This window comes from Bacillus sp. FDAARGOS_1420, from assembly GCF_019344915.1.
Taxonomy (GTDB): domain Bacteria; phylum Bacillota; class Bacilli; order Bacillales; family Bacillaceae_G; genus Bacillus_A; species Bacillus_A mycoides.
Map to the genome: position 1 here is coordinate 3,006,178 of NZ_JAHWJB010000002.1, position 17,461 is coordinate 3,023,638.

The 17,461-nt window shown below is 36.3% G+C and carries 17 protein-coding genes; 3 read left to right on the forward strand and 14 right to left on the reverse strand.

Going from position 1 to position 17,461, the window contains the following annotated elements:
* The first annotated feature begins 369 nt into the window (after positions 1 to 369).
* Positions 370 to 759 carry a DUF7147 family protein gene (locus tag I6L50_RS25480; RefSeq protein WP_002014762.1) on the forward strand — a complete coding sequence of 130 codons (390 nt, stop codon included), beginning with the start codon at positions 370 to 372 and terminating at the stop codon, positions 757 to 759.
* A 57-nt stretch (positions 760 to 816) separates the two neighbouring features.
* On the opposite strand, the gene I6L50_RS25485 is transcribed toward I6L50_RS25480, so the two are convergent.
* The 6 genes from I6L50_RS25485 to I6L50_RS25510 all read right to left on the reverse strand — a co-directional run bounded on the left by I6L50_RS25485 (position 817) and on the right by I6L50_RS25510 (position 4,332).
* The gene (locus I6L50_RS25485) at positions 817 to 1,083 is read right to left on the reverse strand and encodes a YlbG family protein (RefSeq protein WP_002088292.1); all 267 of its coding nucleotides are present in this window, start codon (positions 1,081 to 1,083) and stop codon (positions 817 to 819) included.
* Between the two features lie 127 nt (positions 1,084 to 1,210).
* Positions 1,211 to 1,663, reverse strand: a complete 453-nt coding sequence (locus I6L50_RS25490; protein WP_002014765.1) for a YlbF/YmcA family competence regulator — start codon at positions 1,661 to 1,663, stop codon at positions 1,211 to 1,213.
* A 116-nt stretch (positions 1,664 to 1,779) separates the two neighbouring features.
* Positions 1,780 to 2,352 (reverse strand): histidine phosphatase family protein, encoded by a 573-nt coding sequence (locus I6L50_RS25495; RefSeq protein WP_219303442.1) that lies wholly within the window; start codon positions 2,350 to 2,352, stop codon positions 1,780 to 1,782.
* Between the two features lie 77 nt (positions 2,353 to 2,429).
* On the reverse strand, positions 2,430 to 2,675 hold the full coding sequence (locus tag I6L50_RS25500; protein ID WP_002014770.1) for a YlbE-like family protein: 246 nt from the start codon (positions 2,673 to 2,675) through the stop codon (positions 2,430 to 2,432).
* A gap of 11 nt (positions 2,676 to 2,686) precedes the next feature.
* Entirely contained in the window at positions 2,687 to 3,124 is a 438-nt protein-coding gene (gene ylbD / locus I6L50_RS25505) for a YlbD family protein (RefSeq protein WP_002014771.1), read from the reverse strand.
* 173 nt (positions 3,125 to 3,297) lie between these two features.
* Positions 3,298 to 4,332 (reverse strand): CAP domain-containing protein, encoded by a 1,035-nt coding sequence (locus I6L50_RS25510; RefSeq protein ID WP_002142956.1) that lies wholly within the window; start codon positions 4,330 to 4,332, stop codon positions 3,298 to 3,300.
* Between the two features lie 208 nt (positions 4,333 to 4,540).
* On the opposite strand from I6L50_RS25510, the gene I6L50_RS25515 reads away from it, so the two are divergent.
* Positions 4,541 to 4,906: a YugN family protein gene (locus I6L50_RS25515; RefSeq protein ID WP_002014773.1), complete on the forward strand. Its 366-nt coding sequence runs from the start codon at positions 4,541 to 4,543 to the stop codon at positions 4,904 to 4,906.
* 46 nt (positions 4,907 to 4,952) lie between these two features.
* On the opposite strand, the gene I6L50_RS25520 is transcribed toward I6L50_RS25515, so the two are convergent.
* The 7 genes from I6L50_RS25520 to cyoE form a co-directional block, all read right to left on the reverse strand.
* Positions 4,953 to 5,951 carry a formamidase gene (locus tag I6L50_RS25520; RefSeq protein ID WP_000535796.1) on the reverse strand — a complete coding sequence of 333 codons (999 nt, stop codon included), beginning with the start codon at positions 5,949 to 5,951 and terminating at the stop codon, positions 4,953 to 4,955.
* A 386-nt stretch (positions 5,952 to 6,337) separates the two neighbouring features.
* A complete protein-coding gene (ctaG, locus tag I6L50_RS25525; RefSeq protein WP_002146015.1) occupies positions 6,338 to 7,243 on the reverse strand; it encodes a cytochrome c oxidase assembly factor CtaG in 906 nt (301 codons plus the stop codon).
* Positions 7,244 to 7,324: 81 nt separating this feature from the next.
* Positions 7,325 to 7,657 (reverse strand): cytochrome c oxidase subunit IVB, encoded by a 333-nt coding sequence (gene ctaF, locus I6L50_RS25530; protein WP_002014776.1) that lies wholly within the window; start codon positions 7,655 to 7,657, stop codon positions 7,325 to 7,327.
* A 3-nt stretch (positions 7,658 to 7,660) separates the two neighbouring features.
* Positions 7,661 to 8,284: a cytochrome c oxidase subunit III gene (gene ctaE, locus I6L50_RS25535; protein WP_002121963.1), complete on the reverse strand. Its 624-nt coding sequence runs from the start codon at positions 8,282 to 8,284 to the stop codon at positions 7,661 to 7,663.
* Entirely contained in the window at positions 8,284 to 10,119 is a 1,836-nt protein-coding gene (ctaD, locus tag I6L50_RS25540) for a cytochrome c oxidase subunit I (RefSeq protein WP_181777920.1), read from the reverse strand. The genes ctaE and ctaD overlap by 1 nt, the downstream gene beginning before the upstream one ends.
* 60 nt (positions 10,120 to 10,179) lie before the next feature.
* The gene (coxB, locus tag I6L50_RS25545; protein WP_002088304.1) at positions 10,180 to 11,229 is read right to left on the reverse strand and encodes a cytochrome c oxidase subunit II; all 1,050 of its coding nucleotides are present in this window, start codon (positions 11,227 to 11,229) and stop codon (positions 10,180 to 10,182) included.
* Between the two features lie 93 nt (positions 11,230 to 11,322).
* Positions 11,323 to 12,246, reverse strand: coding sequence for a heme o synthase (cyoE, locus tag I6L50_RS25550; protein ID WP_002142959.1), 924 nt, complete (start codon positions 12,244 to 12,246; stop codon positions 11,323 to 11,325).
* 497 nt (positions 12,247 to 12,743) lie between these two features.
* On the opposite strand from cyoE, the gene ctaA reads away from it, so the two are divergent.
* On the forward strand, positions 12,744 to 13,679 hold the full coding sequence (gene ctaA / locus I6L50_RS25555; RefSeq protein ID WP_002014781.1) for a heme A synthase: 936 nt from the start codon (positions 12,744 to 12,746) through the stop codon (positions 13,677 to 13,679).
* Positions 13,680 to 13,765: 86 nt separating this feature from the next.
* On the opposite strand, the gene pyc is transcribed toward ctaA, so the two are convergent.
* Positions 13,766 to 17,212, reverse strand: a complete 3,447-nt coding sequence (gene pyc, locus I6L50_RS25560; protein ID WP_219303443.1) for a pyruvate carboxylase — start codon at positions 17,210 to 17,212, stop codon at positions 13,766 to 13,768.
* Positions 17,213 to 17,461 lie beyond the last annotated feature (249 nt).

Here is a 17,461-nt window from a genome sequence, read left to right on the forward strand (position 1 = left end):
ATATCCATTTCACTATTTGCAAGCAACAACCCTCTATGTACATCAGTTCCACTTTACCTTTTTTATCCTATCATAAAATAAAAAAAAGAAAAATAAAAAGCCTAACATAAATTTTAATTTCATTATGTATATCTTCATTTTAGATTGGACATAAATAAATATAACAACATCATTTTCGATGTTGTTGCCAACCGCGGAGAAGACTTACGTTTCCCCATAAGTTCTTCCTCCGGTTTCTCCTCTCCCTTTGCCTTCTTACTAGTAGTACATACTAGTATTAGAAGGGCCCTGCTTTGCAGGGTTTTTTTATTTGTCTACTTTTCATTTAAAAAGTGAGGTGGTACAGTAAAAGAAAGAGGAGGAAAAAATATGATTCAACGCTTTATAGAACTCGGAGAAGGCTACTCTGACTTATATGAATTACTTGAAATTGCCAAAACAAACCAAGAACGTGTAACACATATGTTACAATTCGAAACTGTAAAAAACGAAAAAAAAGTGTGTTCACTTGTTGTAATACTAAAACCGACAACTACTGGTGATTTCCAACCATTATACATATGTCGTGAAGGCATTCCTGTACTTGAAAATAAAAAAAGTAAACGTGTCGTTTTATTTGAAGAAATGGCGGAACAAATAGGGAAAAAAGTTACTCCCTTTACTGTAAAACCATCAACAACTTTCCCTGAAAAAGAACTATTTTTTAATCATCTAATCGGTATTTTACGAATGAACAATTTCATTCCTCCAATGAAATAACACGTTATTTCAAGTAAAAAAAATCCCCTGCTAAATTTAGCAGGGGATTTTTTTTACTTAGCTATAATCGTATTCTTTTGCCCGATCAGGACGCGAATTTTCGAATTCCGTTTTTAAAAATGGGCGATACGACTGTTCTACTTTTTTTACAAAAGGAAGTTTATTCAATTTTTGCATCATATGCTCAATTTGTTCCATATCACAATATACAACGGCATATTTCAAACGTTTTGATATGTAATGAATGTTACCATATTTCCTTAAAATCTTGGCATGTTTCAATGAATGTAAATAAACAATCATACTTTGTCGTTGCCCGAACATAATCTTCTCCATCTTCTCCTTTTAAAAACTTATATTCTTATATTTTATGAAAACCAATCATAAATTTATGACATTAAAGAACAAACTCTGTATACGTTTTCTTCTATATTCTAAAAAACGGGGTAAATTACCCCGTTTTTTTACAACCACAACCGCCTCCGGTACCACAACCACCGCCACAGCCACCCGCATCAAAAAACGGATTTCCTGTTGGAACTTTAACGGAAGAAGATACCTCAGAACCAATTGCTACACTAACTTCATCTAATAACTTCTGTAAAGCTGTTTCTGCTCTTTTAAAAGTTGCAACCTTATCATGCATATCTACAGAACGCTTTAATTCCCTCATTTTCGTCGAAACGAAAGTATAATCAGGATGATATTTACCAAAACGTTGCACTTCTTCGTATCGCTCTTTCATCGCTGTAAATTGCTGAATTAGCGTCTGGACTTCTATATCTTCTTGTAAATCCTTATAATACTTACGGTAATCTTCTGCTATATCTGAACAGATGATCGCTTTTGCAAGCTGCTCTGCCTTATCTAAAATCAATACGCTTTCCAGCGTCGCTACAATCATGAGAGACACCTCCGAGTATTCATCATAACACATTTGGAACAGAACTACTAATTGAAGTGTCTCACCTAAAAGAAAGATATGATTCTAATTACTTTTCATACAATCTCCTTGCACTCTTATATACTAATATGCTCCGCAATATTATATTTAAGAACATCCCATTTCCCGCTATTCTCTTTCACGTAGCTAATACATGCGTTTTTTAACGGCGTTTTAAATGTAATTTCATTTGGTGCAATTGCGTGTAAAATAGCTTTTATTGCATGTGAATGCGCAACAATGATAATACGTTTATCTCCATGTGCTGCTGCAACCTGTTGTAAAGCCGTAAAACAGCGCTCTAGAATTTCTTCATCCTGTTCCATTCCTTCTACATTACCTTCTGTAATTAACTCTCTAACGGCCGCAACTGGTTTCCCGGAAGCTTCCCCAAAATTACGTTCCATAAATCGCTCATCTAATAAAATAGATGGTAATCCAATAGCCCCAGCAATTTCCTTAGCTGTTTCTTGCGCTCTAATTAACGGGCTACTTATAATTATATCCCACGATTCCGCTTGCAAGGCAGCTGCACTTTGACTCGCTTGCTTCTTCCCAACTTCATTGAGTGGAATATCTTCGCGCCCTTGAATAATCTCTTGAAAGTTCCAATCAGTTTGTCCATGTCGTACTAAACAAATTTCCGTCATGCTGCAACTCCTTTTTTAAATAATCCGATTCTATTGTAACAAAAGTTTTGCATAACGGACATAGTTTTCCCTTCCAATTACGTCGTATTTTGCTGCTTCATATACTGGAACATATCAATCATAATTGAAGCAACGGCCAATTGATTTTGAAATTTTTCCACTTTATCTGGTATCGTTTTTTTGAAATGCTGCATGGCAGCTAACTCAAAAGCTTCTTTTTCTTCTGGGTTACGCGTCAATTTCCGGTACCAGTATGGCTGTTCCCGAATATAGCGAGCTAAATCCTCATCAGCTTTTATAAACTCCATAAGCTCTGCTCTCATTCTCTTTCCCCCTAATCCTTTTGAAAGAAAAAAGGATTATTTTCAGAAGTACTTTGTTCTTGCTGCGCACGGTTTCCTTGAAATTGTTGAATAACTTGTTGCACGCTACCAATCGCACTCGTTACATTTGCTAAATGATGTTGCATTTGTTCTACGTCTAGCTTTTTAAAGAAAGAAAGCATTTGCCCCATCACATCAGCAGTTTTTTCCTCTTCTGTTCGATTTTCTTTTTCTTCTTTATTTTCTTTTACCGAAGAAAAAGCAGGTGCTCCATCAGGTCTATATGCTGTCCATATTTGATCTTCTTCACCAAGTAAGTACCATTCTTCATAAAATTGCTGCCAAGTTTTTTGACCACCTCTAACCTCATGAACCATTTTAGGGTGATGGTTTACAAACTCTTTAAACTGTTGAACCGATGGATGTAACGGCCCTTTTGTTGTTGGCATAATCCTCACCTCTTCATGTATATCTACTATATTGTAAGAAAAAAAAGGCACATGGTTCGCCTATTTTTAGACGATTCATGCACCTTTTTATCTTCCTATTTGTGGACAATTAAAGCCCGATTGGTGAAGACTAATAATCAATGAAGGATGCCCCGACTGATTAAAGTTTCATTTTATTTTCGGATAAAGTTTTGAGTATAAAATTTATCATATACCCCAACACCTAATCCAGTAAATTGTTCGTTTAATAAATTCTTTCTATGCCCCTCACTATTTAACCAACCCTGTACCGCCGCAATTCCATCACTATGTTGCGCCGCTATATTCTCACCAGCAAGTTGAAAAGCCACTTGCCCACGTTGCAAGCGATCTCCTAACGTACCAAAAGTAGGTGAATCGTGCGAAAAATAATTATTATCCTTCATATCTTTACTATGGCCAAATGCAACATCTGCAGTTTGTTGATCCAATGTTAACAACGGTAATTGATGACGACTCCGAATAATATTTGTTAAATCGAGAATTTGTTGCATATTTCCATTTTCTACTTGCTTCATTTTTTCTGGCGTCAGCGGCTGTTCCGCTATTAATTCACCTGAATAAACAAGTTGATATGGTCTTTGTCGTAATAACGTTTCATCATCCATATAACGAAGACCAACAAGCTCATGTGTAAAGTGATCAAAGTATAATTGTGCCCATCCATCTTCTACAGGTACTAGCGGTTGTTCCATTACTTCCGTATCAGATAACTCAAATTGATAACTATTCTTTCCTCTTTTTAATGAAATCTCATGTGAAAGTGGATTCTTTTTATATACCTCTTCATACTTTTCATTTATATAATAGGGAGCCACCTTAACTTGCTCACCAGCAACATACGCCGTTACAACTTTACGTTCAGCAACTCCAAATTGAACATACTGAGCTAAATCTTGATTATACACCCACCATTCATATCCATAAGCAGACGGCTCTATTCGAGATGGTTCGCCCCACTTCGCTAATAAATTCTCAGAGTCCCCGCCAAGCATATTTAAAACAGTGTCTGTGGATTCTTCATTTACTTGCTTCTTCTTTTTCACAATTTTATTTTCTTGCTTAGAGTGAGATGGGGTTAATATATATTGTGACACGAGTAACTTCCCGTATAAATCAACAGCTAAAATTAAAAATGTAATCATTACGATACGCAATAATTTCTTCAAACGATATACCTCCTGAACAAAGCATAAAATCGAGATATACACAAATCCTTTTATTTCCTTTTTTTGTGTGTACCGTACTCTTTTCACTATATCATATTTTCACGAAAAAAGTCTGGATTATCCCTTTTCTCGCAATACGAATTGCACTTTCTTATTATTCGTACTATTATAAAAATAATGAACTAACATTAAAATAAGGAGGTATTCTATGCAATTTACAAATACAAACTTTACTGATGCAGTCGTTGATCTAACTCTTTTAACTGAGATTATGGAAAACAATCATTTTGTACTTGCCGGACAATGGGATTACGAACGCGTTACATATGATTATAAATTTGAAATATTAAAGGATATTTATTATTTACGTGTACAAGGATTTGCTGTTGAAGGTGACATCGGCGGCAGACACGCTCAAGTAAAACTATTGCCACCCTTATTAGGAAAACATTATTATCCTCATGGCGTTGAATATGGCGATGATGAGATTTTCCCAACGAATGTACTTCAAAAAAGCGAACAACTCCTACAAAATATTGAAAAAGAGTTGAAAGAATTTCAAATTATTGAGTAAATAGAACAAGCGCATCATATCGATGCGCTTGTTCTATTTCTCTTACCTAAGAATGAATCGTCTTTTTGACTGGATACCCATAAATGGATCCATCTTTTACTTTAATCTCATCTTCCCAAGGAACCTTATATTTACCTTCAGCTAAATCTTTTACAAACGTATACGGGTTTTCTTTCACCCCACCAGGAGTCGCTACATATCCCCTTGAACCTAAATTATATATATTATTTTCGAGACCCCATCCTAATCTAGCCTGATCTGCTAGCTCCGGATATACTTCGGCAGTAACAATCTCCCAAGGGTTTCGGTGTCCCTGCACTAAAGTAGTCCCATCAAAATTACATACTTGTCCTTCACCAAAGTAATAAAATACACCATCATAACCCGCTAAGTTCACTGACAATGTATACATTAAATTTTGCCATGCATTTGAACGATTAGTTAACATCCATTGTTCACTAACTTGTGTGCTATATCCGGAAATACGAATCAAGACATTTGCACCTTTATAGGCCGCTTCACGGGCTACTTCAGGGAACATACCATCATGACAAATACAAACAGCTAATTTACTTCCTCCAGGTCCATCACAAACAGGTAAGCCTAAATCTCCAGCTTTCCAAGGCTCGACTGGCACCCAAGGATTTAACTTACGATACTTCAAAATCATTTCACCCTGTGGATCAATAATAATTGCTGTATTATACGGTTCTCCACCATCAGGATTTCTTTCCATTATAGAAAAAACACCATATACTTCAGATTCTTTACATGCCTCAGCAAATAAGTCTGTTTCTGGTCCAGGAACTGTACATAAAAACTCTTCTGTAGTCCATTTTTTTGTATTGAGCCCCTGTGTACTATATTCGGGAAATACTATCAATTCTAATCCAGGATAACCTGATTTCGTTGAATGAATTGTTTTTATGATCTGTTTAATTTGTTTATCAATGTCTGCACGCGACTCTACTACCGGTACTGGATATTGAATTAACGCTGTTAAAAAACCACTAATCGGCTTTACCATGCTTCCACTACTACCCATTTAAATTCCCCCTTAAAATAGTTCATGTTTATTAAAGATAACAATATAAAGTGAAACTTTAATCAGTGGGGGTTTTGTCCATCCCCCACTGATTATTAGCCTACACCAATCGGGCTTTTACGGGGAGTTGATCTCCCGCCTAACTCCCTCGCAGTCGCCAAATTTCGAGGTGGGAGTCTTACTGCCCCTTAATGCGGGATAAATTTGTAATTCTCTAAAAAACTTGCACTACATATGGAATTATTACGTATTAAAGCTAGTAGTAAGTTTTATATCCACTTTAGTACATGCCTACACTAACTTAACATGAAAAGTTTGAAAATTCAATCTTTTATAATTAGCTAAAACCAAAGAAGAAAAAAGTGTATGGAATCCCACACACTTTTTTACTTAGTCTGTAAATACGGCGGCAATTGTTGCAACTGCTCTTTATCCTTTTCACGCTCTCTACGTGCCCATTTAAAGAACACATAACCGATAATCGTACCGTACACTATTTCCTGGACAATTTTCATAATGATACCGCCTGTTTGTTGGTCTTCTACTACCGGCATCCAATGTAAAAATTCTGGTCCAGTTATATTTAAATCTGATAAAGTCCCCGCCGGTACACAGAGCTCCATTGCCTTCATCCAAGCGGCCGGATCTGTATATGTTGCAAATAATGGTGCAGTCGCAAAAATTATTAACGCACAAGCTGGCGTTAATAAAATACCATTAGCAAACATATAACCAAGCTTCTTAATATCACTTAAAGTTTGATATTCTGGTAGCGGATTTAACATCGGCCACCACATCATCATTGCTGCAAAAAACAATATAGCAAGGCAAATAGGATGCGCTATTTGACTTTGTTTTACTGTATCAAAAACAACTGGCAAATGATAAAAGGAAAACAGACCGTTAAATACCAACAACGCAATAAGTGGCTTTCCAAAAACCTTTAGCACAATTTGAACGAACTTAAAAGAAGTAATATATTGATATAACCATACGGGTATACCAAGCAGTAATAACGGAGGCACCGCAATATACATTACTGCCATCTCAAGCATATGTGCACTAAATATAATATGACCAATTAAATCAATAGGTCCTCCCTTTACAAAATACAAAAGAACAATCCCGGTCGTAAAATAAAAAATTTGCTTCTTACTTACCTTCGTCGCATTTTCAAATCGCGTTCTATATGGTCCAATAACTAAAAAATAACTAATAAGAATCGAGATCATAAATAATAAAAAAATCGGACTCCATAAAGCTTGAAAACCAAATACCCATAAGTTTTCCATTTCCACACCTACCTTTTCAAAATCCTTATATTTCATATACAAAGAGGGCTATGATAAATCAGAGCCCCCTACTATCACTGTTTAAATCCACACAATTGTCATAAAGGCTAATATTGTTAATAAACCAATTAACAATCCAGAGTATAAGAAGAAACTCGCCGCTTCATGCCCTTTATGACTCATATGCATGAAATAATATAACTGAAATATAACTTGAATGACTGCTAACAATAATATAAATGGAACCGAAAAAATCGGGCTAAATGTTTTCGGATATGCCACCGCTGCAAATGCAACTAATGTTAAAAAAATCATTAGTGAAAATGTAACAACTTGGTGCTTCATTTCCTCTGCACTTTTTCTCTTCCGATAAACAAGATCCACCTTAGGATTATTCGTTTGCTTAACCGCCATTGTTTATCCCACCATTCCCATCAAATATACTACAGTGAAAATAAACACCCAAACTACGTCAATAAAGTGCCAATAAATTGATGCAACATAAAACTTTGGTGCGTTGTATAAATTCAAGCCTCTCTTCGCGTTTCTAAAGATTAATGTTAAAATCCAACATAATCCAAACAACACGTGGAGCCCGTGTGTACCAACAAGAGCATAAAATGCAGAACCAAACGCACTACTTCTCATAGTATGCTTAAATTCATGCGTATAATGATAAAACTCATATATTTCAAACCCCAAAAATCCTAAGCCAAGCAACACTGTTATAAGTAACCAAAGTTGCATTTTCTTAAAGTTAAAATTTTTCATATGATACATTGCGTATACACTCGTTAAACTACTTGTTAACAAAAGCATCGTCATAATGAAAACGAGTGGCATTTGAAACATCTCTTGAGATGTTGGTCCACCATTTGTAGAGTTCTTTAACGCTAAATATGTGCCAAATAATGAAGCGAACAACACTGTTTCGCCTCCAAGAAATAACCAAAAACCAACAAACTTATTTTTCCCCTCAAGGGTTGCTTTTTCAGGCTCTGCTGGAAATGTTTCATTCGTTAATTTCTCATCTACATGCATTACGCCTTGCCCCCCTTATCATCTAAATCTTCCTTATGAATATGATATCCATGATCATCAATTACTGAACGAAGGAACATTGTACCAAACGTAATGATTAAACCGATAATCGCTACTAATAACCAAAATTTATCTTTGCCACCCTGCATATACATCGCACCAAAAGCAGCTATAAATAGACCTAGAGAAATAATAAACGGTGAAAATGAAGAATTTGGCATATGGATATCACCGACCGGTTCCGCTGCTGTCATCTCTTTATTACCCTCACGCTTTTCAATCCAAAACGGATCTAATCCACGAACAAATGGTAACTGTTTGAAATTATATTCCGGTGTAGGTGCTGGCATTGTCCACTCTAATGTACGTCCATCCCACGGATCACGACCAGCCTTCTCTTTTGATACCGTTGTTTTTATTACATTGAATAAAAGAACAATCGTTCCAAGAGCCATAAACACTGCTCCAATAGAACTAATCATATTCCCCATTTCCAATCCTTGCCCCTCTAGATATGTGTAGTAACGACGCGGCATACCGATTAGACCTAGGAAATGCTGAATAAAGAACGTTAAATGGAAACCGATAAAGAATAACCAAAATGTTATCTTTCCTAACGTTTCATTTAATACTTTATTAAACATAAGTGGCCAATAATAATGCGCACCTGCAAGTAAACCAAATACAACACCACCAACAATTACATAATGAAAGTGTGCTACTACGAAATAATTATCATGAAACTGATAATCAGCTGGTGCAGAAGCAAGCATAACACCTGTAACTCCACCCATAACGAAGGATGGAATAAAAGCTACCGCCCACATCATTGGTGTTGTAAACCTAATACTTCCACCCCACATTGTAAAGAGCCAGTTAAATATTTTAATACCCGTTGGAACTGCAATCGCCATTGTTGCAACCGAGAAGATAGCATTTGCAACAGGCCCAAGACCAACAGTAAACATATGATGCGCCCATACCATAAATCCTAAAAACCCTATTAATACTGTCGCGAACACCATAGAAGAATAACCGAATAATCGTTTTTTCGAAAATGTGGCGAAGATTTCTGAGAATATTCCGAAAGCTGGGAGTATAAGAATGTATACTTCCGGATGACCGAAGATCCAGAATAAATGCTCCCATATAATCGTGTTCCCACCTAGTGCCGGATTAAAGAAACTTGTGCCAAATAAACGATCTAACATTAAAAGTCCTAATCCTACAGTTAATGGTGGAAATGCAAATAAAATAAGTGAAGATGTTACAAATGTTGTCCATGTAAACATCGGCATGCGCATGTACGTCATCCCTGGCGCACGCATATTAATAATTGTAACAAGGAAGTTAATACCTCCAATTAATGTACCAATACCTGATATTTGCAAGCCGAGTACATAAAAATCAACACCATGTCCTTTAGAGGCTAAAGCTAAAGATGCATATGATGTCCACCCTGCATCAGGCGCTCCTCCTAAAAACCAACTTAAATTTAAAAATAATCCACCAAAGAAAAATAACCAAAATCCGAGCGAATTCAAAAACGGGAACGCCACATCACGTGCTCCAATTTGAAGTGGTACAGCGGCGTTCATAAATGCAAACACGAGTGGCATAGCTGCGAGGAAAATCATTGTTGTACCGTGCATCGTTAATACTTGATTATAAGCATCCCCAACAAGAAAAGCATTGTTAGGAATCGCTAACTGCAGGCGAATAAATAGTGCTTCTATTCCACCTATTACAAAAAACAATCCACCTGCAATTAAATAGAGAATGGCAATCTTTTTATGGTCTACTGTCGTTAAATAATCCCATATGACAGCACCCATCCCCTGTTTTTTTGCTACAGAACTCACGTTTTCAACCTCCCCTTCGCAAATGATCCCTCTTTATTTTTCAATCTTTAACGTTTGTAAATATGCATTTAATGCATTAATTTGATCATCCGTTAAGTTGCCATATTTACCAGTCATTTTATTACCTGGTTTCATATTTTCAGGATCTTTGAGCCATTTTTTTAAGTTCTCTTCATTATTTTCGGCAATACCAGCAACCATATCGCGATCTGCAAAGTTTGCTAAGTTCGGTGCGATACGAGCAGAAGGTGGTCTACTATCATTTGATCCAACTGCATGACAACCAATACAGCTTTTATTAAATATTTCTTGACCCTCTTGCGCCTTTGTAGAAGCTACTTCTTTTTTTCCATCAATCTTCTTCATGTCAGCAAGCCACTTTTTGTACTCGCTTTCATCCAGAGCTTTCACTTTGAACTGCATTAAAGAATGTGATGGGCCACAAAATTCTGTACAAAAACCATTATAAGTGCCCGATTTATCTGCCTTTAACCACATTTTGTTTACATTATCTGTATTTGTATCCATTTTCCCAGCTAAAGATGGAACCCAAAACGAATGTTTAATATCGGCACCCTTCAAATTCAAATACACTTTCTTACCTGTGGGGATAACTAAATCTTGAGAAGTTACTATTTTTTCTGATTTATAAGAAAATTCCCACCAATAAAGATTCGCTGTTACATCAACAACGATAGTATCTTTATCAATATTCTTTTTCTCCATCGCACTTACATCAGCAAGCTTGAATGTATATGTAACAGTCGGAACAGCCAAGATTAACAAAAGAATAATCGGAATGACTGTCCATATAATTTCTAGTTTGTGATTTCCTTCAACTTGCTCTGGAATATAATCTTCCTCACCCTTTTTTTGTCGGAAACGCACAATTACATATAAGAAAATAATAGTAACTACAAGTACTACTCCTACCATGATTGCACTCGCTAGTAAGAGCAAATCATATTGCATTTTTGCTACTTCCCCTTGCGGAATTAAAGTAGACTGAAAAGCTTTACCGCATCCCCCTAACAGTAAAGCCAGCAGTGAAACGAACGAAAGCAGTCGCCACTGTTTCTTCATACAAACAACCCCCACTTTCTTTGTGAATTAGATTGTACTTTATAGTTAAGTAAAGTAAATCTCAACGTAAAGAAATCCAATCATGTCGTTGTCTTAGAAGAATGTAACTACAATCATTGACACAAATAAGATTGTTAAGTAATTCAGGGAATAAACAAACATTTTTACGGACCACTTGATGTCATCTTGCTGACGGAAGCCATAAAGCCCTAATGCGATCCATCCGATGTTAAGCAATGTTGCAATTACCATGAATGTTATTCCAAGTCCACTCATATAAAATGGTAGTGGTAATAAACATACTGTCCAAATCATAATCTGACGTTTCGTAATATCAAATCCCTGTACAACAGGAAGCATTGGGATTCCTGCATTTCGATATTCATCAACACGCTTCATCGCTAATGCGAGGAAATGTGGGATTTGCCAAATAAACATAATTAAAAATAACATCCAAGCAATTGGATGATTTAAAGACGGATCAATTGCCGCCCATCCAATTAAAGGTGGAACTGCTCCTGATATACTACCTACAACAGTATTTAACGTATATTTTCTCTTCGTCCATAACGTATATAAAACAACATATGTGAAGGCACCAATAAATGAGATTAACACTGCCATCGGTGTAGTAAGTAATAAAAATACAAAGCCAAGAAGTAAAATTACAAGTCCAAATGCAAGTGCAAAGCCAGGTTTATATTTACCTGTTACCGTTGGACGGTTTTTTGTTCTTTCCATTAATGGATCGATATCTCGGTCAATGTAGTTATTTAAACAACATACCCCTGCCATAATTAATGCCGAACCAACGATTGTGAAAAATAACTTATCTAGATTGTCCATAACACTCAATCCATTAAAATGTAAAGCCAACCAAAATCCTGTAAATACAGTAAGTGTATTTGAGTTTACAATCCCCATTTTAACGAGCGCTGATAAATCTTGTAACCGAGTTGTTTCCGGTACAATTGAAACAGCTGACTCATCATGCAGCTCACTTGTTGCATGGTTCATCACTTTAACCCCCTCTTAAACCTATCATCTTTCTAAGCATATATTTCATGTGAAATATTCCGCTTCTATATAGCAATATTATTACAGTAGAAATATTGTTAACCCATTCTACTACTAATCTACGCCCATACTCCAATATATTAAATCACATTTCCCGAACATTTTGTGAAGAAAACATGAACTTTTTGTGTCGAACGTTAAAAAACTTTATTCTAATTTATCCTTATCATAACATGATGTTATCTTCTATAATAAACTATTTTGTCATATTTAGCATGTATTCTCCCCATTTCTTTTCAAAATAGCCCGAATTCCTCCTAAAATATGTATTTTAAATCCCATTTTTTTCTTTATAATACGTACGTTGTCCTCGCCCTCCATTTCTTTGCTATTTTATTATTTTTTATATATCATAGGACTGTAGCACGTTTTATTCTATACATAATGGAATGAAAATATTTCGCAATAACTTCATAGCAGAAAGATGGTGAAAGAGATTGCAACGCTTTATTAAATGGTTAGCAGTCATTACAAGTCTCGATTTATTAGTAGTTTTACTAGGAGGCGCTTTAGTTACAAAAACGGGTTCAGGCCAAGGATGCGGCAAATCATGGCCTCTTTGTAACGGTGAATTTGTTCCATCTAATTTATCAATGGAGACTATTATTGAGCTAAGTCACCGCTTAACATCTGGATCAGCAGGAATCCTTGTTACTCTTCTTTGTATCTTGTCCTGGAAATATTATAAACATGTGCGCGAAACAAAGACGTTAGCAATTTTATCCTTCGTATTTTTAGTTGCACAAGCATTAATGGGGGCGGCGGCGGTTGTTTGGGGTCAAATGCCTGCTGTATTAGCTATTCATTTCGGTATTTCCTTAATTTCATTTGCTTCTGTCATCTTGTTAACGTGTCTTATTTTTGAAATTGATCAGAAATTTGATGCACGTTCACTTATTATGGACAAAAAAATGAAATTTCATATTTATGGTGTAACAATTTACAGTTATATCGTTGTCTACACAGGAGCTTTAGTACGTCACGAACGAGCTACCTTAGCCTGTCCAGACTTCCCTTTATGTAGCAAAAATAGACCTATGCCAACTCAACTACATGAGTGGGTTCAAATGGGGCATAGAGTTGCAGCGATGTTAATTTTCGCTTGGATACTATATGCGATGATTATCGCTATTCGCCATTACAAGCAGCAGCGTGTAGTATACTGGGGATGGATTATTTCATTTATCCTTGTTACACTTCAAGCTATAGTAGGGATTTTAGTCGTATTTACAAATGCTAGTTTAGCAATGGCATTATTACATTCGCTCTTCATTTCTTGCCTGTTTGCTGTACTATGCTATTTAGTTATGATAGGTACAAGAAGTACAGTCAATGCAAAAGAAACTGAATCAACTTCTAAGCAAACAAAATAAAGTAAAACTTTAATACCTTGCCAATTCGGCAAGGTATTATTTACACACAAAAAAGAGCTGCTTTCGCACAGCTCTTTTTCTTTATTTTAATGATCTAATTCAATGAGTAAATCTCCCGTTTGAATTGCATCCCCATCATTTACATATACTTTTTTCACTTTACCACTAAATGGCGCTTGAACCGTCGTTTCCATTTTCATAGCTTCTGTAATTGCCATGGAATCACCTTTTTTCACTTCATCGCCTTCTTTTACAACTACTTTAATAACAGTTCCCGGCATCGTTGCGCTAATATGATTTGGATTTTCACGATTCCCCTTCACACGCTGTGCAACAGTTGATTTCACGCTTTCATCTTTCACTACGATTTCACGCGGTTGTCCATTAAACTCCAGGTAAAGCACACGATTTCCATCTGGCTGTGGCTCCCCAATGGAAACTAGTTTAACCATCAATGTTTTACCTTGCTCGATTTCCACATCAATTTCTTCACCAAGTCTCATACCATAGAAGAATGTCGGTGTATCAAGCACAGATACATTTCCATAAATCCCGGCAACTTTTTCGTAGTCCATAAATACTTTTGGATACAATGCATATGCGACTACATCAAAAATTGTTACTTCGCGTCCAAGTTTGTGGAATAACTCTTCTTTTAAAGCATCGAAATCTACTGGTTCTAATAATTCACCCGGTCTTACTGTTAATGGCTCTTTCCCTTTTAAAATAATTTTTTGTAATTCTTTCGGGAAACCACCATATGGTTGTCCTAAATCTCCAGAGAACATTTCAACAACAGATCCTGGGAAGTCCATAGCATGTCCACGTTCTAAAATATCTTGTTCTGTTAGGTGATTTTGAACCATAAATAATGCCATATCACCGACAACTTTAGATGATGGTGTTACTTTTACAATATCGCCAAACATATCATTAACACGGCGATACATCACTTTAACTTCATCAAAGCGATCTCCTAAGCCAACTGCTTTTGCTTGTTGTTGAAGATTACTATACTGTCCACCCGGCATTTCATGCATATATACCTCTGTGTGAGGAGCATTCATACCACTTTCAAATGGAGCATAGTATTTACGTACATCTTCCCAATAATGAGATAGTTTTTCTAATGAGTCTATATTAACATCTGGCTGTCTTTCGTTTCCACCCAACGCATAGTATAGTGTATTCGCACTTGGTTGTGACGTTTGACCAGCCATTGAACTCACCGCTACATCGACAATATCAACACCTGCTTCAATTGCCTTTGTATACGTTAAAATACCATTTCCGCTCGTATCGTGTGTGTGCAGGTGAATTGGAATCGACACCGTCTCTTTTAATGCTGAAACTAAATCATATGCTGCGTTTGGCTTTAGTAAGCCCGCCATATCTTTAATTCCTAAAATGTGAGCTCCTGATGCTTCCAACTCTTTTGCTAAGTTTTTATAATAATTTAAATCGTATTTACTACGTAACGGGTCATGAATATCTCCTGTGTAACACATTGTCGCTTCTGCAATTTTACCAGTATCTCGTACAGCATCAATTGCAACTCTCATGCCTTCTACCCAGTTTAAGCTATCAAAAATACGGAACACATCAATTCCAGCTTGAGCAGAACATTCCACAAATTTTTGAATTAAATTATCTGGATAGTTTTTGTAACCTACTGCGTTTGAAGAGCGAAGTAACATTTGGAATAAAACGTTTGGCATTTTTTCACGAAGATCTAGTAATCGTTCCCATGGATCTTCTTTCAAGAAACGATATGCAACATCAAACGTTGCACCGCCCCACATTTCCGCTGAGAATAAGTTTGGTAACATTCTCGCTGTCGGCTCTGCAATGTGATGTAAATCTTTTGTACGAACACGAGTTGCAAGTAATGACTGATGTGCATCACGGAATGTTGTATCAGTTAAAAGTACACGCTTTTGATCTTGTACCCACTTTACTAATCCATCCGCTCCACGCTCATCCAAAATTTGTTTCGTTCCATTTTGCATTGGCTCTGAGTGTATCACATTTGGTATACGAGCATCTGGGAAAATTGGTTTCTCTTTTTTCCCTACTCCTGGGAAGCCATTTACTGTTACTGTACCAATATAATTTAACATTTTTGTTCCGCGGTCTTTACGTTTCGGGAACAAGAATAGTTCAGGTGACGCGTCAATAAATGAAGTATCATACTCTCCCGATAAGAAGTTTCTATGTTTTACTACATTCTCTAAGAATGGAATATTTGTTTTAATACCACGAATACGGAATTCTTTTAAGTTACGTTCCATTTTTGCAGCGGCTTGTTCAAAAGTAAGTGCCCAAGTAGTAACTTTTACAAGTAAAGAATCGTAGTACGGTGTAATAACTGCACCTTGGAAACTATTACCTGTATCAAGACGAACACCAAAACCACCGCCTGATCGGTACGCCATAATTTTCCCTGTATCCGGCATGAAATTATTTAGTGGGTCTTCAGTCGTTACACGAGATTGGATTGCAAATCCATGCACAACCACTTCCTCTTGCTTAGGAACACCTACCATTTTGCTATGTAATGCATGTCCATCAGCTATTAAAATTTGCGATTGAACGATATCCACTCCTGTAATCATCTCTGTAATCGTATGTTCAACTTGAACACGTGGGTTTACTTCAATGAAGTAAAACTCATCACCTTTTACAAGGAATTCTACCGTTCCAGCATTTAAATAATTTACATTTTTCGTTAACTTTACTGCAGCATCACAAATACGCTGACGCAAATCATCTGAAAGCGACACGCTCGGTGCAATTTCAACTACTTTTTGATGGCGTCGTTGTACAGAGCAATCACGCTCATACAAATGAACAACATTACCTTCTTCATCTGCTAAAATTTGTACTTCTATATGTTTAGGTTTTTCAACGAATTTTTCAACGTACACTTCATCATTACCAAAGGCTGCTTTTGCTTCTGATTTCGCGCGATTATACGATTCTCTTAATTCTTCACTAGTACGTACAATACGCATACCGCGACCGCCGCCACCAAGGGATGCTTTAATAATAATCGGGTAATCATACTTTTCAGCAAACTCTTCAACTTCTTCTATTGAATTTACTGGACCATCACTACCAGGAATAATTGGAATTTGTGCTAGCTGCGCTTGTGTTCTTGCTTTAACTTTATCTCCAAACATGTCTAAATGCTTACTTTTTGGACCGATAAAGATAATCTCTTCTTCTTCACAACGTTTTGCAAATTGAATATTTTCTGACAAGAAACCATATCCAGGGTGGATTGCATCTACATGATTACTTTTCGCAATCTCAATAATGCCTTCAATATCTAGATAAGCATCAATTGGCTTTTTCCCTTCCCCAACTAAATAGGACTCATCGGCTTTATAGCGATGATAAGAACCGCTATCCTCTTTAGAATAAATCGCAACTGTGTTTAGTCCAAGTTCTGAACATGCTCGGAACACACGAATTGCTATCTCTCCACGGTTAGCTACCAATACTTTTTGAATACGTTGCAGCTTTGTCATGATTTTCCCCCTCTATTTTCCTACCACTCTAGAGATAAAATACATACACACTCTACAGAGCGTGAAGTTCTTCACTTTCTACATTATATTATACTTAGAAAGCTTCACTTTATTTTTATCCATCATACCTTATTTTTCAACAAATGATAAGTTTTCTGTTCAATTTGTTTCACAAAAATAGTATAGCATACCTCTTCCTTTTCTAACAACAATATTGTATATCACATTCACTTAAATGTAATATACTTT

Excerpts from the sequence above, each read along its gene's own strand:
- pyc (WP_219303443.1), bottom strand. The coding sequence starts at position 17,212 with ATGACAAAGCTGCAACGTATTCAAAAAGTATTGGTAGCTAACCGTGGA.
- I6L50_RS25495 (WP_219303442.1), bottom strand. The coding sequence starts at position 2,352 with ATGACGGAAATTTGTTTAGTACGACATGGACAAACTGATTGGAACTTT.
- I6L50_RS25490 (WP_002014765.1), bottom strand. The coding sequence starts at position 1,663 with ATGATTGTAGCGACGCTGGAAAGCGTATTGATTTTAGATAAGGCAGAG.
- cyoE (WP_002142959.1), bottom strand. The coding sequence starts at position 12,246 with ATGAACCATGCAACAAGTGAGCTGCATGATGAGTCAGCTGTTTCAATT.
- I6L50_RS25500 (WP_002014770.1), bottom strand. The coding sequence starts at position 2,675 with ATGAGAGCAGAGCTTATGGAGTTTATAAAAGCTGATGAGGATTTAGCT.
- I6L50_RS25515 (WP_002014773.1), top strand. The coding sequence starts at position 4,541 with ATGCAATTTACAAATACAAACTTTACTGATGCAGTCGTTGATCTAACT.
- ctaF (WP_002014776.1), bottom strand. The coding sequence starts at position 7,657 with ATGGCGGTTAAGCAAACGAATAATCCTAAGGTGGATCTTGTTTATCGG.
- coxB (WP_002088304.1), bottom strand. The coding sequence starts at position 11,229 with ATGAAGAAACAGTGGCGACTGCTTTCGTTCGTTTCACTGCTGGCTTTA.
- ctaD (WP_181777920.1), bottom strand. The coding sequence starts at position 10,119 with ATGGGTGCTGTCATATGGGATTATTTAACGACAGTAGACCATAAAAAG.
- ylbD (WP_002014771.1), bottom strand. The coding sequence starts at position 3,124 with ATGCCAACAACAAAAGGGCCGTTACATCCATCGGTTCAACAGTTTAAA.
- I6L50_RS25485 (WP_002088292.1), bottom strand. The coding sequence starts at position 1,083 with ATGTTCGGGCAACGACAAAGTATGATTGTTTATTTACATTCATTGAAA.
- I6L50_RS25480 (WP_002014762.1), top strand. The coding sequence starts at position 370 with ATGATTCAACGCTTTATAGAACTCGGAGAAGGCTACTCTGACTTATAT.
- I6L50_RS25520 (WP_000535796.1), bottom strand. The coding sequence starts at position 5,951 with ATGGGTAGTAGTGGAAGCATGGTAAAGCCGATTAGTGGTTTTTTAACA.
- ctaE (WP_002121963.1), bottom strand. The coding sequence starts at position 8,284 with ATGCATGTAGATGAGAAATTAACGAATGAAACATTTCCAGCAGAGCCT.
- ctaG (WP_002146015.1), bottom strand. The coding sequence starts at position 7,243 with ATGGAAAACTTATGGGTATTTGGTTTTCAAGCTTTATGGAGTCCGATT.